The following is a 16,488-nucleotide window of genomic DNA, read 5'->3' as shown; positions in this document are numbered from 1 at the left end:
TCCGGATAGACGCCGAATATTAGCTTTTCAAAAATCCGCTCCATGCCATCAACGAACCGGAACCACAAGGAGTCCGACATGGAGCAGACAGCATCGCCCGTCGTATTTGCCGCGCGCGACGACGCGTCCGACGTGCACTTTCCCCACGACGACGGCTCGCGCGTCCCGTACAAGGTGTTCAGCTCGCGCGCCGTCTACGATCGCGAGCAGGAGCGCATCTTCCGCGGGCCGACGTGGAACTTCGTCGCGCTGGAAGCGGAAATCCCCAACGCCGGCGACTTCAAGAGCACCTTCGTCGGCGACACGCCGGTCGTCGTCACGCGCACCGAGGACGGCGCGCTGTCCGCGTGGGTGAACCGCTGCGCGCACCGCGGCGCGCAGGTGTGCCGCAAGTCGCGCGGCAACGCCAGCTCGCACACGTGCGTGTATCACCAGTGGAGCTTCGACAACGAGGGCAACCTGCTCGGCGTGCCGTTCCGGCGCGGCCAGAAAGGGATGACCGGGATGCCGGCCGACTTCGACCCGAAGCAGCACGGGCTACGCAAGCTGCGCGTCGACAGCTATCGCGGGCTCGTGTTCGCGACCTTCAGCGACGACGTCGCGCCGCTGCCCGATTATCTCGGCGCGCAGATGCGACCGTGGATCGACCGGATCTTCCACAAGCCGATCGAGTATCTCGGCTGCACGCGCCAGTATTCGAAGTCGAACTGGAAGCTGTACATGGAGAACGTGAAGGATCCGTATCACGCGAGCATGCTGCATCTGTTCCATACGACCTTCAACATCTTCCGCGTCGGGATGAAGGCGCGCTCGATCCCCGATGCGAACCACGGGCTGCACAGCATCATCACGGTGACGAAGACGGGCGACGACACGTCGGCCGCGTACAAGCAGCAGAACATCCGTTCGTTCGACGAAGGCTTCCATCTGGAAGACGAGTCGATTCTCGATCTGGTGTCGGAATACGACGAGGACTGCACGAATCATATCCAGCCGATCTTCCCGCAGCTCGTGATCCAGCAGATCCACAACACGCTGGTCGCGCGGCAGATCCTGCCGAAGGGGCCGGACAACTTCGAGCTGATCTTCCACTTCTTCGGCTACGCCGACGACACGCCCGAGCTGCGCGCGCTGCGCATCAAGCAGGCGAACCTGGTCGGGCCGGCCGGCTACATCTCGATGGAGGACACCGAGGCGACCGAGCTCGTGCAGCGCGGCACGGTGCGCGACGCCGACGCAACCTCGGTCATCGAGATGTCGCGCGGCAATCCGGAGCAGCAGGACACGGTGATCACCGAAAGCCTGATCCGCAAGTTCTGGGTCGGCTACCAGAAGCTGATGGGCTATTGAAGCGGGAGCGCGCAAAGATGGAAAACCTGACGGAAGACATGAAGACGTGGTTCGAGATTTACATGCTGCAGAACCGCTACATCGGCCATCTCGACAACGACCGGCTCGAACGCTGGCCGGAAATGTTCACCGAGGACTGCACGTACGAGATCGTGCCGAAGGAGAACGCGGATCTCGGGCTGCCGGTCGGCATCGTCCACTGCACGAACCAGCGGATGCTGCGCGATCGCGTGGTGTCGCTGCGGCACGCGAACATCTATGAAGAGCACACGTACCGCCACATGACCTCGGGCCTCGCGATCGTCGCGCAGCGCGACGGCGAGATCGACACCGAGAGCAACTACGTGGTCGTGCAGACTCGCAGCAACGGCGAATCGAACGTGTACCAGGCCGGCAAGTATTACGACACGGTCGTGCGCACGCCCGACGGCCTGCGCTACAAGGCCAAGCGCGTGATCTACGACACGTCGCGCGTGCAGACGCTGCTCGCGACCCCGATCTGACCGACCCGACGAAGCAAGGAGCCGACATGACCGAAGCAACCCTCGCCGAATGGCATCCGCTGGGCGCCATCGACGAATTCACCGAAGACGAACCGGCGGCGCGCGTCGCCGGCCAGAAGCCGATCGCTGTATTCCGGATCGGCGACGAACTGTTCGCGATGCACGACCTGTGTTCGCATGGCCACGCGCGGCTGTCCGAAGGCTACGTGGAGGACGGGTGCGTCGAGTGCCCGCTGCATCAGGGGCTGATCGACATTCGCACCGGTGCGCCGAAATGCGCGCCGATCACCGAGCCGGTGGGCGTCTATCCGATCCGGATCGTCGACGGACAGGTGGAAGTCAATGTCGGCTGACCCGTTCGTGATCGTCGGAGCCGGCCACGCGGCGCGGCGCACGGCCGAGGCGCTGCGTGCGCGCGACGCCGACGCGCCGATCGTGATGATCGGCGCCGAGCGCGAGCTGCCGTACGACCGGCCCGCGCTGTCGAAGGATGCGTTGCTGAACGACGACGGCGAGCAGCGCGCGTTCGTTCGCGATGCCGCGTGGTACGACGCGCAGCGCATCGCGCTGCGGCTCGGCACGCGCGTCGACGCGATCGAGCGCGAGGCGCAACGCGTGCGGCTCGACGACGGCACGACGTTGCCGTACGCGAAGCTCGTGCTGGCGACCGGCTCGCGCGTGCGCACCTTCGGCGGGCCGCTCGACGCGGGCGTCGTGGCGCACTACGTGCGCACCGTCGCCGACGCGCGTGCGTTGCGCGCGCAGCTCGTGCGCGGGCGCCGCGTCGCGGTGCTCGGCGGCGGCTTCATCGGCCTCGAAGTGGCTGCGGCGGCGCGCCAGCTCGGCTGCGACGTGACGGTGATCGATCCGGCCGCACGCTTGCTGCAACGCGCGTTGCCGGAAGTCGTCGGCGCCTACGCGCACCGGTTGCATGACGAACGCGGCGTCGGTTTTCAGATGGCGACGCTGCCGCGCGCGATACGTGCCGCGGCGGGCGGCGGCGCGATCGTCGAGACCGATCGCGGCGACGTGCATGCCGACGTCGTCGTGGTCGGCATCGGCGTGCTGCCCAACGTCGAGCTCGCGCAGGCGGCGGGGCTCGACGTCGACAACGGCATCCGCGTCGATGCGGGCTGCCGCTCGGCCGACCGCGCGATCTTCGCGGCGGGCGAGGTGACGATGCACTTCAATCCGCTGCTCGGGCGTCACGTGCGCATCGAGTCGTGGCAGGTCGCGGAGAACCAGCCGGCCGTCGCGGCCGCGAACCTGCTCGGCGCGGACGACGCGTATGCGGAGCTGCCGTGGCTGTGGTCCGATCAGTACGACTGCAACCTGCAGATGCTCGGGCTGTTCGGCGCCGGGCAGACGACCGTCGTGCGCGGCGATCCGGCACGCGGGCCGTTCACGGTGTTCGGGCTCGGCGACGACGGCAGGATCGTCGCGGCGGCCGCGGTCAATCTCGGGCGCGACATCGGCGCCGCGCGCCGGCTGATCGCGGCCGGCGCGATGCCCGACCCGCAGCAGCTCGCCGATCCGACGGTCGGCTTGAAGACGTTTCTGTGACGCGCTGCGTGGGCTCGGTGCGAACGCGCTCCGTATGACCGCGCTCGCGCCGGGCCGGCGCCGCGCGACGCGGCAAGGCGGCTCGCATCCGACCGAGGGCAAGCGGTTCCGCGCGCGTGTGGCGCGCGGGTTTGTCGCCGGCGGGCGATCGGTGCATATTAGCGGCATTGCCGTTTCACCGATCGCCCATGACGCCAGACAAAGCCCTCGAACTGAAACGCAGCAAGCGCCGCGCGCTATGGCTGCTGCTGACCGCCGTCGCGGTGTTCGTCACGACGATCCTGCTGCCGCGCGGCCCGTGGGTCGACGGCTTCAAGGCGGTGGCCGAGGCCGCGATGGTCGGCGCGCTCGCCGATTGGTTCGCGGTGGTCGCGCTGTTTCGCCGCGTGCCGATCCCGTTCGTGTCGCGCCACACCGAAATCATCCCGAAGAACAAGGACAAGATCGCCGACAATCTCGCGGTGTTCGTGCGCGAGAAATTCCTCGGCCCCGACGCGCTCGCCGCGCAGATTCGCCAGCACGATCCGGCGCAGCGGCTCGGCGCATGGCTCGGCGAGCCGGCGAATACCGAGGCCCTTGGCACCTACGTGACGAAGCTGATGAGCTTCGCGCTCGACATGACCGACGACGCGCGCATCCGCTCGTTCGTCCACGACGCGATGCGCGCGATGATCGACCGGATCGACCTGTCGCAGTCGGCCGGCGCGATCCTCGACACGCTGACGAAGGACGGCCGTCACCAGGCGCTGCTCGACGATGCGATCGAGCAGATCGTCGGCATCCTCGACAAGGAGGAGAACCGCGAGGTGATCGCGGGCTTCATCGTCGAATGGCTGAAGACGCAATATCCGAAGGTCGAGAAGATCATGCCGACGCAGTGGTTCGGCGAGAACGGCGCGCGCATGCTCGCGAGCGCGGTGAGCCGCGTGCTCGAGAGCGTCGCGGCCGACCCCGAGCACGAGTTGCGCCAGCGCTTCGACGGCACGGTCGTGCGGCTCACCGAGCGGCTGAAGCACGACCCGGCGTTCATCGCGAAGGGCGACGAGATCAAGCGCTACATTCGCGACGGCGATGCGTTCAACGACTATGTGCGCGATCTGTGGGACCAGTTGCGCGCGTGGCTGAAGGCCGATCTGGCGCGCGCCGACTCGACGCTGCAGCGGCAGGCCGCGACGCTCGGCCGCTGGCTCGGTGCGCGGCTCGCGGAAAGCCCGGCGTTGCGCGCGTCGCTGAACGAGCATGTCGAAAAGGCCGTGCACGAGATGGCGCCGGATTTCGCCGATGTTCTGATGCGGCACATCCGCGACACGGTGCGCAACTGGGATGCGCGCGAGATGTCGCGGCAAATCGAGCTGAACATCGGCAAGGACCTGCAATACATCCGCATCAACGGCACGCTGGTCGGCGGGCTGATCGGGCTCGGGCTGTATCTCGTGTCGCTGGTGCCGCGCTGGGCCGGCGCGTGGCTGCATTGACGCGGTTGCCGCGCGACAGTCACGCGATAGTCACGCGCCAACCGCCGCCGCATCGGGCGCGCACCGCCGCGCGCCGCGCGTCACGCGCGCGCTTTCGCGCCGTGCAGTTGCAGGCCGAGCGCCTTGATCACTTTGAGGATGGTGCCGAAGCTCGGATTGCCGTCGTGCGACAGCGCCTTGTACAGCCCTTCGCGCGACAGGCCGGCGTCGCGGGCGACCTGCGACATGCCGCGCGCGCGCGCGATCACGCCGAGCGCATGCGCGATGAAGGCCGGGTCGTCGCCGCCTTCCTGCAGGCACGCGTCGAAATAGTCGGCGATGTCGTCGTCGGTTTCGAGGTGGGCGGCCGAATCCCACGGCCGGGTGCTGATCTTGTCCATCGCTTACTCCAGGTCGAGCCGCCCGAGCATTGCGTGCGCGGCGCGAATGTCTGCCTGTTGCGTCGACTTGTCGCCGCCGCAGAGCAGGATCACCCAGATCGTCGCGCGCCTGACGTAGTAGACGCGATAGCCGGGGCCGTGGTCGATACGCATCTCGACGACCGGGGAGCCGGCCGACTTCCAGTCGCCCGGATTGCCCATCGGCAGGCGGTCGATGCGGGCCTGGATACGCCGCCGTGCGACGCGATCCTGCAGACCGGCGAACCATGTGTCGAAGACTTCGGTCGTTCTGATGCTGTACGTCGGAGCACTGTAAGGCACGTTACTCGATATGTCAACCATGGTTCACAAGCTCAACTGGGGTTCCGATGCCGTCACAGTAGAGCGGCGCGCGCCGTTTGACGCGAAGTTGGCCGTCAGGCCGATGCTGCGCCGGGGCCCGGATCGGCCGTTCGGCCGAAGCAGGAATCCCGCGAATCCGTCTACAATCGAAAACGTCCCTGCCGCCCGTGCGCGTTCGTCCTGCGCGCTGGCGGATCCGTTCGTCCTCCTGCATCGGGAGGCGCCGCCGTGTGTTGCGCGGCGGGCAGCACCGTGGCCAGCATCCCGTAGGTAAGCGTGCGCGTGCCGTAGGCCGGCGCGCGTTCTGAACGCCGCACGTCCGCAAACCGGGCACGCGGCAGCGACGGAGAGTCCCCATGAAAGCATCGGATCTGTTTGTGAAGGCGCTGGAAGCCGAAGGCGTCGAATACGTGTTCGGCATTCCCGGTGAGGAAAACCTCGATCTGCTCGAATCGCTGCGGCGCTCGAAGATCAAGCTCGTGTTGACCCGCCACGAGCAGGCGGCCGGTTTCATGGCCGCAACCTACGGCCGTCTCACCGGCCGCACCGGCGTGTGTCTCGCGACGCTCGGGCCGGGCGCCACCAATTTCGTGACGGCCGCCGCGTATGCGCAGCTCGGCGGCATGCCGATGCTGATGATCACCGGCCAGAAGCCGATCAAGTCGAGCAAGCAGGGCCACTTCCAGATCGTCGACGTCGTCGGCATGATGCAGCCGCTCACGAAGTTCACGCGGCAGATCGTGTCGATCGGCAACATCCCGTCGGCGGTGCGCGAGGCGTTCCGGCGCGCGGAGGAGGAGCGTCCGGGCGCCGCGCATCTCGAGCTGCCGGAGGATATCGCGCACGAGGAAGGCGACGGCAAGCCGATTCCGCGCAGCTTCAGCCGCCGCCCGATCGCCGAGCAGAAGGCGGTCGCGCACGCGGTCGATGCGATCCAGGCCGCGCGGCATCCGCTGCTGATGATCGGCGCGGGCGGCAACCGCAAGACGACCTGCAAGATGCTGCTCGAGTTCGTCGACGAGACGGGCATCCCGTTCTTCACGACGCAGATGGGCAAGGGCGTGATCGACGAGACGCATCCGCTGTGGCTCGGCAACGCGACGCTGTCCGACGGCGATTTCGTGCATCGCGCGATCGAGCACGCGGACTGCATCATCAACGTCGGCCACGACGTGATCGAAAAGCCGCCGTTCTTCATGCGCACGGACGACAAGACCGTGATCCACGTGAACTTCCTCGGCGCGCAGGTGGACCCGGTGTATTTCCCGCAGATCGAGGTGGTCGGCGACATCGCGAACGCCGTGTGGCAGATGAAGGAAGCGATCGCGCCGCAGCCGCACTGGGATTTCGAGCGCTTCACAATGATCAAGGCGCATTTCGAAGCGCATCTGCAGAAGGGCCAGCACGATCCGCGCTTCCCGATGTATCCGGTGCGGATCGTCAACGATCTGTACAACGCGCTGCCGGTCGACGGGATCGTCTGCCTCGACAACGGGATGTACAAGATCTGGTTCGCGCGTTACTGGCGCGCGCACGAGCCGAACTCGCTGCTGCTCGACAACGCGCTCGCGTCGATGGGCGCCGGCTTGCCGTCTGCGATCGCGACCAGGATCGTGCATCCGCAGCGCAAGGTGATCGCCGTGTGCGGCGACGGCGGCTTCATGATGAATTCGCAGGAGCTCGAAACGGCCGTGCGGCTGAAGCTCGACCTCGTCGTGATGATCCTGCGCGACGATGCGTTCGGGATGATCCGCTGGAAGCAGGAGAACATGAATTTTCCCGACTTCGCGATGACGCTGAAGAATCCCGATTTCGTCGCATATGCGCAGAGCTACGGCGCGCACGGGCACCGCGTCGAGGCGGCCGACGATCTCGAGCCGCTGCTGCGCGAATGCTTTGCGACACCGGGTGTGCACGTGATCGACGTGCCGATCGACTATTCGGACAACGAGCGCGTGCTCAACCGCGAAATCAAGCGCCTGTCGGCGCAACTCTGAATCCGCAGTTCACCGGAAGGAGCGTGCCATGCTGAAGGATACCTATCCGTACTATCTGGCCAACGAGGCCGTCTACGCGAATACCGATCTGGAAGTGACGGACAAGTTCAGCGGCAAGGTCGCGACGCGCGTCGCGCTGGCCGACGCGCAGGCGATCGACGCGGCCATCGGCGCGGCAGTCGACGCCGTCAAGCCGATGCGCGAGCTGCCGGCGTACCGGCGGCAGGCCGTGCTCGATCACTGCGTCGCACGCTTTCGCGAGCGTTTCGACGAGCTGGCCGAGGCGCTGTGCATCGAGGCCGGCAAGCCGATCAACGATTCGAGAGGCGAGGTGACGCGGCTGATCGATACGTTCCGCGTCGCGTCCGAGGAGGCGGTGCGCATCGACGGCGAAGTGCTCAACCTCGAGATCTCGGCGCGCGCGCAGGGCTACACCGGCTATACGCGGCGCGTGCCGATCGGCCCGTGCTCGTTCATCTCGCCGTTCAACTTCCCGCTGAACCTCGCCGCGCACAAGGTCGCGCCCGCGCTCGCCGCGGGCTGCCCGTTCGTGCTCAAACCGGCGAGCCGCACGCCGGTCGGCGCGCTGATCATCGCCGAGGTGCTCGCGGAAACCAATCTGCCGAAGGGCGCGTTCTCGGTGCTGCCCGCGCATCGCGACGGCGCCGACCTGTTCACCACCGACGAGCGTTTCAGGTTGCTGTCGTTCACCGGCTCGCCGGCCGTCGGCTGGGCGCTGAAGGAGAAGGCCGGCAAGAAGAAGGTCGTGCTGGAGCTCGGCGGCAACGCGGCGGCCATCGTCGATGCGGACCAGTTCGAGCAGCTCGACTACGTGGTCGACCGGCTCGCGTTCGGCGCGTATTACCAGTCGGGCCAGAGCTGCATCGGCGTGCAGCGGATCCTCGTGCATGCGAGCCTGTACGACACGTTGCGCGACAAGCTGGTCGCGAAGACGCGCTCGCTGAAGATGGGCGATCCGAAGGATCCATCGACGTTCGTCGGCCCGATGATCTCCGAATCGGAGTCGCGCCGCCTGTCCGGCTGGATGGACGCGGCCGTCGCGGCGGGTGCGAAGATCATCGCGGGCGGCAAGGTCGACGGCGCGATGTTCGAGGCGACGCTGCTCGAAGACGTCGGCCGCGAGCAGGACCTGTACCGCAAGGAGGCGTTCGGCCCGGTCGCCGTCCTCGAGAAGTTCGACCGTTTCGACGACGCGCTCGCGCGCGTGAACGACAGCGACTTCGGCTTGCAGGCCGGCGTGTTCACCGATTCGCTCGCGCACGCGCAGCGCGCGTGGGACGAACTCGAGGTGGGCGGCGTCGTGATCAACGACGTGCCGTCGTTCCGCGTCGACAACATGCCGTACGGCGGCGTGAAGGATTCCGGCCTCGGCCGCGAAGGGATCCGCTACGCGATCGAGGACATGACCGAGCCGCGCCTGATGGTCGTTCGGCGCCGTTAGGGGCTGTTCGCGCTAACAACGAGCACCTGTTTGGAAAGTTCGTTCGTGGCGCAGGCCTCCAGAAGGTCGTGTGCCGCGTCATGCTCTTCGCGAATACGTCGAGTATTCGCTTCGTCGCAGTCCTTGCGCTCGGCTCTTCTGCGGGCCAGCGCAAGCCCGCCATTAGCGTGAAGAGACCCTGGCGCAGCCGCGCCGCGCGCGCTCGATGCGCTCGACTGAACGCATCGCATCGTGATGTAATCGCGCGAAACGGTCGCACTCCGTACGACACCGTGCGGCCGCGCGTTCAATTTTCACGAGGTCGATTCATGTCCCCCGTCGCGGCTTTCAAGCTGATTCTGCTGTCGTTCGTCGCGATCGTCGCGCTCGAATGCATTGCGAAGCGATTGCGCCTGCCGCCGGCCGCCGCGCTGCTGATGGGCGGCATCGGCATCGCGTTCATCCCCGGCCTGCCGCCCGTCAACCTCGACCCGGAGCTCGTGCTGCTGGTGTTCCTGCCGCCGCTGCTGATGGACGGCGCATATTTCACCGTCTGGGAGGAATTCAAGCGCAACGTCGGCGGCATCCTGCTGCTCGCGATCGGCGCGGTCGCGTTCACGACGTTCGCGGTCGGCTACGCCGTGCACTGGGTCGTGCCGTCGCTGCCGTGGGCCGCGTGCTTCGCGCTCGGCGCGATCGTGTCGCCGCCCGACGCGGTCGCCGCGAAGGCGGTGCTCGAGCGCGTCGCGCTGCCGCGCCGGCTGATGGTGCTGCTCGAAGGCGAAAGCCTGCTGAACGATGCGGCCGGCCTCGTGCTGTTCCGCTTCGCGGTCGCCGCCGCGCTGACGGGCGCGTTCAGCCTCGAGCACGCGGTCGTGCGTTTCGCGGAGCTGGGAATCGGCGGCGTCGTGGTGGGCTTTCTGGTGGGGCGCATCGTCGTGTGGTTCCTGAAGCTGCTCGACGACGACTATCTGGTGATCACCGTCGCGGTGATCGCCGGCTGGCTCGCCTACATCGCCGGCGAAATGGTCGAGGTGTCCGGCGTGATCGCGACGGTGACGGCCGGCATGATCGTCGGCTGGCATCAGCACGAAGTGTTCTCCGCGGCCGTGCGCACGCGCGGCACCGCGTTCTGGCAGGTCATCGTGTTCCTGCTCGAGGCGATGGTGTTCGTGTTGATCGGGTTGTCGCTGCGCGGGGCGATTCACCGGCTCGGCGGCTTCGAGCAGGTGCTCGGCACGATGATGCCGGCGGTGCTCGCGGTGCTGGCGGCCGTGATCGTGTCGCGCTTCGTGTGGGTCTATGCGGTCGAGGCGCTGAAGTGGCCGGTGCGCGGTATCGTGCGGCGCGGCGCGGCGCCCGACTGGAAGGCCGCGACGGTCATGAGCTGGGCCGGCATGCGCGGTGTCGTGACGCTCGCGATCGCGCTGTCGCTGCCGGAGGCGATGCCGGGCCGCGACGTGATCCTGGTCGCGTCGTTCGCGGTGATCCTCGTGACCGTGCTGCTGCAGGGTACGACGATCGGGCCGCTGATTCGGCTGCTGCGCCTGCCGCAACGCGACGAACGTGCCGCGCATCACCTGAGCGAGCCGCAGACGTGGGCGTACATCGAGGCCGCGCAGCTCGCCGCGATCCAGCCGCTGGTGCACGACGCAAGCGGCAACGTGATACATCCGCGCCTGCTCGAGCAGTACACGTATCGCGCGGCGCTCACCGAGCGCACGAAGGATGCGCCGCAATATCCGCCGGAAGTTCGCGCCGCGCATTACGACGTCGTGCTGGCCGCGATCCGGGCCGGGCGCGCCGAACTGCTGCGGCTGCATCGATCCGGCCACATTCACGACGAGATGCTGCACATGGTCGAGCGCGATCTTGACCTGCAGGAAGTGTCGGCGCAGCATGCGCGCGGTTGAGCGGCGGCAGGCGCGCGGGTGGTGAGCGCGGTTGTTTAGGACGCCGATGGCGCGGGGGTTGCCGGCGGCATCAGAGCCGCAGCCGTCACCGTCGCCCATCTCGTCGCATCGCGCGTCATCCCGCAGCATCGGTGGCTTGCCTGGGCTCCCGCCGTCGTCCCATCGAATTCCTCAGTGTGTCCATGGTCCGGCCCCAACGCGCGGCGGCCCGGACCGCCGCATACGCACCCGTAAACCGTCTCCCGCCGGCCTCGCAAACGTTTTCATGCTTCGCGCAAGGAAATGATCCGATTTATCCAAATCAGGTTATTTCACCATATTTGGCAAAGCTGAACCTGAAGGAGATAGATGATCTGTTGCAATCTCAATTAGAATCGCTCAGTAATCTTTATTGAGAGGATGTGTGCGAATGTAATTCGGTGTTGCTTGGGAAAATCGGCGCTGCAATCCCCGTGTGTAAAGGCTGACGAGCGACAACGCCATCATCGTGAAGAATGTGGTCGAATTATCGAGATGGCGAGTGAGTTGAATAATCAACTTGCGAGAATGAATCGAGTGGTGATTTTCGTTTGAAACGGTATTTATGAAAGAATCGCGCGATCAAAATGCGCCGGATTGTCTCGAATCGGGGCTGTCGATCCTGCTCGTCGACGATCAGCCGTTCGTCGGCGAGGTGATACGCCGCGCATTGCGCAGCGAGCCCGACATCGACCTGCATGTGTGCACCGATCCCCACCGGGCATTGGCCGTCGCGCGCGACGTCAAGCCGACCGTCATCCTGCAGGACCTCGTGATGCCGGACATCGACGGCCTGGACCTCGTGCGCGCGTGGCGCGCGCACGTGGACACGGCGCGCGTGCCGATCATCGTGCTGTCCGCGAAGGAGGAGCCGGTCGTCAAGCGCGAGGCGTTCATCGCCGGCGCGAACGACTATCTGGTGAAGCTGCCGGACGCGATGGAACTGACGGCGCGCATCCGCTACCACTCGAGTTCGTACCTGATGGCGCGGCAGCGCGACGAGGCGCTGGATTTCCTGTCGCACGACATGCGCTCGCCGCAGACGTCGATTCTCGCGCTGCTCGAGGTCTACCGGAACGAACACGGCGACATGCCCGCGCTGCTGGAGCGCATCGCGGGCCACGCGCGCCGCGCGCTCGCGCTCGCCGACGGCTTCATCCATCTGACCCGTGCGCAATCGGAGCGCCGAGCGCACGAACTCGTGAGCCTCGACGAGGTCGTGCTCGACGCGGTCGACCAGCTGTGGGAGAAGGCGCTCGGATTCGGCAGCCGCATCGTCGCGCACGTGTGCGACGCCGAGTGCGCGACGATGGGCGATCGCATGATGCTCACGCGCGCGGTCGCGAACCTGATCGACAACGCGCTGAAATACGGGCCGGCCGGCGCCGACATCCATTGCACGCTGAACGACGACGGCGGCGCGTGGCTGATCGGCGTCGAGGACGCCGGCTCCGGCATCGCGCCCGAACAGCGCGCGGCCGCGACCGAATCGTTCGTGCGGCTCGAATCCGTGCATGGTGCGATGCGCGGCGGTTTCGGTCTCGGGCTGGCGTTCGTGCGTGCGACGGCGGCGCGGCATCGCGGCCAGATCCTGATGCGCGACACGGCGCGCGGCTTCATGGTCGCGCTGCGGTTGCCGGCTCAACGCGAGCGGTGATGGCGCGCGCCGCTTGCCCGCGCCGTGCCGCCGGTAACACCCGATGCGCTCGCGCCACGCCGTCCGGCGCGCGCAGGCGCGGTTTTTTAACGCTGTTTTGAAAGCCCACAACGAACATGGCCACCCTGACGCCCCGTGCGAACCATGAAAGCTTGCATCCGACCCTCGGCGCCGCCCGGCTCACGCTCGGCAATCGCATCCTGCTGAGCTTCGGCGTGCTGTTCGTGCTGATGCTCGTGATGGCCGGCGTGTCGTACGAGCGGCTGCGCGCGATCAATGCCGAAGCCGTCAGCATCGAGCGCGATTCGCTGCCCGGCGTGTATCTTGCGGCGTCGTTGCGCGGGGCGGTCAACGAATCGTTCGCGACGCTGCAACAGGCGACCTTCGTCGATACGAGCCCGGAGCTCGTGGAGCGCGATTTCGCGAAGCTCGGCGACGCGCTCAAGGAAATCGAATCGCTGTCGATCGACTATCAGAACACCACGTTCCGCGACGAGGACCGTCAGCGCTTCGCGGTGTTCCGCAGCGCATACGACCGCTACCTGCCGTTGCTGAACGACGCGGTGCAGAAGGGCCGCGCGTCGCACGACGAGGCCGTCGCCGCCTACGCGAAGGTCGAGCCGGCGTGGGCCGAGGTCGTGCGCAGCGCGAATATCCTGGTGCAGGAGAATCGCAAGTTCGCCGATCAGTCGGCGAAGCTGATCCGCGAATCCGGTCAGGACACCGAGGTCGTGCTCGCGATCGCGCTGGCGATCGTGCTGCTGTCGGCGCTCGGGCTCGGCTATGGGCTCTACCGTTCGGTCACGGTGCCGATGGCGCGGCTCGTCGACGTGCACGACGCGATGCGCACCGGCAACCTCACGCATCGGCTCGACCTGCGCCGCCGCGACGAGTTCGGCACGCTCGAGACCGGCTTCAACCGGATGGCCGACGAGCTGACCGAGCTGGTGTCGCGTGCGCAGCAGTCGTCGATGCAGGTGACGACGTCGGTCGCGGAGATCGCGGCGACGTCGCGCGAGCAGCAGGCGACCGCGAACGAGACCGCGGCGACGACGACCGAGATCGGCGCGACGTCGCGCGAGATCTTCGCGACGTCGCGCGATTTGCTGCGCACGATGAACGAGGTGGCCGGCGTGGCCGAGCAGTCGGCGACGCTCGCGGGCGTCAGCCAGAGCGGCCTCACGCGGATGGGCGACACGATGCGCAGCGTGATGGACGCGGCCGGCTCGGTGAACGCGAAGCTCGCGATCCTCAACGAGAAGGCGCTGAACATCAACCAGGTCGTCGCGACGATCACCAAGGTCGCCGACCAGACCAACCTGCTGTCGCTGAACGCGGCGATCGAGGCCGAGAAGGCCGGCGAGTACGGGCGCGGCTTCGCGGTCGTCGCGACCGAGATCCGCCGCCTCGCGGACCAGACCGCGGTGGCGACCTACGACATCGAGCAGACGGTCAAGGAGATCCAGTCGGCCGTGTCCGCCGGCGTGATGGGGATGGACAAGTTCTCCGAGGAAGTGCGCCGCGGGATGCTCGACGTGCAGCAGGTCGGCGCGCAGCTGTCGCAGATCATCGCCGAGGTGCAGACGCTCGCGCCGCGCTTCCAGATGGTCAACGAAGGCATGCAGACGCAGGCGAGCGGCGCCGAGCAGATCACGCAGGCACTGTCGCAGCTGTCGGAAGCCGCGCAGCAGACGGCCGAATCGTTGCGCCAGTCGTCGCAGGCGATCGACGACCTGACGCTCGTCGCGAACCAGTTGCGCACCAGCGTGTCGCGCTTCAAGGTCGACGCATGATGCGCGCCGAGCCGCACGGCGCCGCGCACGCGCTGTTCCTGATGTTCGAGCTCGACGGCGCGCGTTATGCGCTCGACGCGGCGGACGTCGACGAGGTGTTGCCGCTCGCCGCCACCACGGCCGTGGCCGGCGCGCCCGCGTGGATCGCCGGCTTGCTGATGCGCGGCGCCCAGCCGGTGCCGGTGATCGACCTGCCGATGCTCGCGCTCGGACGCCCGGCGCAGGCGCTGCGTTCGACGCGGCTCGTGATGGTGCGCTATCGCGGCGGCCGGAGCGGACGCGAGCGCGTGATCGGGCTGATCGTCGAGCGCGCGACGCGGACGCTGCGGATCGACCGCGCGGCATTTCGCATCAGCGGCGTGTCGAGCGAGCGCACGCGCTGGCTCGGGCGCGTCGCGAACACGCGGGACGGCGTCGTGCAGCAGGTGTCGGTTGCCGGCCTGGTCGACGACGTCGCGCACCTGTATCTGTTCGACGGCCAGCCGGCCCACGAAGGGGCGCCCGGATGAATGCGTTCGCCGCGCTGTTTCGCGACTGGCTGCGCCGCGAGACCGGCATCGATCCCGATTCGCTCGGCCATGATTTCCTGAGCCGTGCGCTGACCGAGCGCGTGCATGCGCTGCAGTGCGACGGTGAACGATTGCCGTCGGCCGCGCGGGCGCCCGTGACGACGGAGGCGCTGCGCGCGTACTGGGCGCGCCTGCACGCATGCGCCGACGAGCGGCGCGCGCTGATCGAGCTGTTCGTCGTGCCCGAGACGTGGTTCTTCCGCGATGGCGCGGCGTTCGCGGCGCTCGCGCGGCGCGCGGCCGAGCGCGTAGCCTGCGCGCCCGGGCGCGTGATCCGCGTGCTGAGCGCGCCATGTTCGACCGGCGAGGAGCCGTATTCGGCGGCGATGGCGCTGCTCGACGCGGGGCTCGACCCGGCGAGCTTCGCGATCGACGCGCTCGACCTCAGCGCGCGAGCGATCGAGCACGCGCGGGCCGGCTGTTATGGAAGGAACGCGTTTCGCGGCACGCAGACGGCGTTTCGCACGCGTTTCTTCACGCCGACGGCCGACGGCTGGCTGCTCGACGAGCAGGTGCGATCGCGCGTGCAGTTTCGTCAGGCCAATTTGATGGAGGCGTGCGCCGACACGGGCGTGCGCTACGACTTCGTGTTCTGCCGCAACGTGCTGATCTATTTCGATCGCGACGCGCAGGATCGCGCGATCCGTCAGCTCGCGAGCCGGCTCGCGGACGACGGGATGCTGTTCGTCGGGCCGGCCGAGACGGGCGTCGCGATGCGCTGCGGGATGCGTTCGGCGCGGGTGCCGCTGGCGTTCGCGTTTCAGCGCGCCGATGACGGGGCGGTGGCGGATGAGTGCGTGGCCGGGCATGTGGGTGGGGATGGTTCTTACGGGCGTATGGCGCGGGGCGGGGCGTTGGGGGCGGGGCCGACGTCAGGGGCGGCGACGGCGTCAGCGATGCCGTTAGCGTCAGCGTGGACGTGTGCGTCAGTGTCCGCGACGGCATCAGGATTGCCATCGTCATCACCCACGTCAGCAACGCGTGCGCTGCACGCCGTCGTGCCGCCGCCGTCGGGTCTGGATGCCGCACGCGCGGCACCGCCGACAGTATTCCAGCCACGCGCCCCCAGCCCGTTCGAACCGGTCGCGCCCCCACCAGCCGATCCACTCGCGCGCGCACGATCCCCATCGCCCGCGCCTGCCAACGCCGTCGACGCGCCGACGCTCGAGCAGGCGCAGGCGCTTGCTAACGCGGGCGCGTTCGACGAGGCCGAGCGCATGCTCGCACGGTTTTCGGCGCACGCGGGCCCGCACGCCGACGCCTACTATCTGAACGGATTGATCGCCGACGCGCGCGGGCGCGCCGAGGAAGCCGGAGACTTCTACCGCAAGGCGCTGTACCTGCGGCCGACCCACCACGAAGCGCTCACGCATCTCGCGACGCTGCTCGACGTCGGCGGCGATGGCGCCGGCGCGCGCTGGCTGCTCGAGCGAGCGCGGCGTGCGGTCGGATAACGAAAACGACACCTGGGACCCGAGAGCGGAATG

Annotated in this window: 14 protein-coding genes; 12 read left to right on the top strand and 2 right to left on the bottom strand. The window is 67.6% G+C overall.

Annotated features, from left to right (window positions below; translation table 11 throughout):
* Positions 1–78 precede the first annotated feature (78 nt).
* The 5 genes from andAc to AK36_RS07720 all read left to right on the top strand — a co-directional run bounded on the left by andAc (position 79) and on the right by AK36_RS07720 (position 4,891).
* Positions 79–1,350 carry an anthranilate 1,2-dioxygenase large subunit AndAc gene (gene andAc / locus AK36_RS07740; protein ID WP_014724582.1) on the top strand — a complete coding sequence of 424 codons (1,272 nt, stop codon included), beginning with the start codon at positions 79–81 and terminating at the stop codon, positions 1,348–1,350.
* Between the two features lie 17 nt (positions 1,351–1,367).
* A complete protein-coding gene (gene andAd, locus AK36_RS07735) occupies positions 1,368–1,853 on the top strand; it encodes an anthranilate 1,2-dioxygenase small subunit AndAd (protein WP_034194948.1) in 486 nt (161 codons plus the stop codon).
* Between the two features lie 26 nt (positions 1,854–1,879).
* Positions 1,880–2,206, top strand: a complete 327-nt coding sequence (andAb, locus tag AK36_RS07730) for an anthranilate 1,2-dioxygenase ferredoxin subunit AndAb (protein WP_045578207.1) — start codon at positions 1,880–1,882, stop codon at positions 2,204–2,206.
* Positions 2,196–3,416 (top strand): anthranilate 1,2-dioxygenase system ferredoxin--NAD(+) reductase, encoded by a 1,221-nt coding sequence (gene andAa, locus AK36_RS07725; RefSeq protein WP_045578206.1) that lies wholly within the window; start codon positions 2,196–2,198, stop codon positions 3,414–3,416. Before andAb ends, andAa begins: the two co-directional genes overlap by 11 nt.
* 188 nt (positions 3,417–3,604) lie before the next feature.
* Entirely contained in the window at positions 3,605–4,891 is a 1,287-nt protein-coding gene (locus AK36_RS07720) for a DUF445 domain-containing protein (protein WP_045578205.1), read from the top strand.
* Between the two features lie 80 nt (positions 4,892–4,971).
* On the opposite strand, the gene AK36_RS07715 is transcribed toward AK36_RS07720, so the two are convergent.
* Complete coding sequence (locus AK36_RS07715) at positions 4,972–5,271, bottom strand: addiction module antidote protein (protein WP_011881499.1); 300 nt, start codon at positions 5,269–5,271, stop codon at positions 4,972–4,974.
* A gap of 3 nt (positions 5,272–5,274) precedes the next feature.
* Complete coding sequence (locus AK36_RS07710; RefSeq protein WP_330992708.1) at positions 5,275–5,592, bottom strand: type II toxin-antitoxin system RelE/ParE family toxin; 318 nt, start codon at positions 5,590–5,592, stop codon at positions 5,275–5,277.
* Positions 5,593–5,969: 377 nt separating this feature from the next.
* Between AK36_RS07710 and AK36_RS07705 the strand changes: the two genes are divergently transcribed.
* The 7 genes from AK36_RS07705 (at position 5,970) to AK36_RS07675 (ending at position 16,455) form a co-directional block, all read left to right on the top strand.
* The gene (locus AK36_RS07705) at positions 5,970–7,610 is read left to right on the top strand and encodes an acetolactate synthase large subunit (protein ID WP_011881501.1); all 1,641 of its coding nucleotides are present in this window, start codon (positions 5,970–5,972) and stop codon (positions 7,608–7,610) included.
* 28 nt (positions 7,611–7,638) lie between these two features.
* Entirely contained in the window at positions 7,639–9,072 is a 1,434-nt protein-coding gene (locus AK36_RS07700; RefSeq protein ID WP_045578203.1) for an aldehyde dehydrogenase family protein, read from the top strand.
* 308 nt (positions 9,073–9,380) lie between these two features.
* On the top strand, positions 9,381–10,964 hold the full coding sequence (locus AK36_RS07695; protein ID WP_045578202.1) for a Na+/H+ antiporter: 1,584 nt from the start codon (positions 9,381–9,383) through the stop codon (positions 10,962–10,964).
* Positions 10,965–11,547: 583 nt separating this feature from the next.
* Positions 11,548–12,639, top strand: coding sequence for a hybrid sensor histidine kinase/response regulator (locus AK36_RS07690; protein ID WP_011881504.1), 1,092 nt, complete (start codon positions 11,548–11,550; stop codon positions 12,637–12,639).
* Positions 12,640–12,755: 116 nt separating this feature from the next.
* Positions 12,756–14,432, top strand: a complete 1,677-nt coding sequence (locus AK36_RS07685) for a methyl-accepting chemotaxis protein (RefSeq protein ID WP_045578201.1) — start codon at positions 12,756–12,758, stop codon at positions 14,430–14,432.
* Positions 14,429–14,941, top strand: a complete 513-nt coding sequence (locus AK36_RS07680) for a chemotaxis protein CheW (protein ID WP_011881506.1) — start codon at positions 14,429–14,431, stop codon at positions 14,939–14,941. The genes AK36_RS07685 and AK36_RS07680 overlap by 4 nt, the downstream gene beginning before the upstream one ends.
* Positions 14,938–16,455 (top strand): CheR family methyltransferase, encoded by a 1,518-nt coding sequence (locus AK36_RS07675; protein WP_045578200.1) that lies wholly within the window; start codon positions 14,938–14,940, stop codon positions 16,453–16,455. The genes AK36_RS07680 and AK36_RS07675 overlap by 4 nt, the downstream gene beginning before the upstream one ends.
* The last annotated feature ends 33 nt before the right edge of the window (positions 16,456–16,488 follow it).

Origin of the sequence: Burkholderia vietnamiensis LMG 10929 (assembly GCF_000959445.1) — a bacterium.
Classification (GTDB): Bacteria; Pseudomonadota; Gammaproteobacteria; order Burkholderiales; family Burkholderiaceae; genus Burkholderia; species Burkholderia vietnamiensis.
Note: the sequence above shows the minus strand (reverse complement) of the source record. Positions and strands in the feature narration are given on the sequence as shown.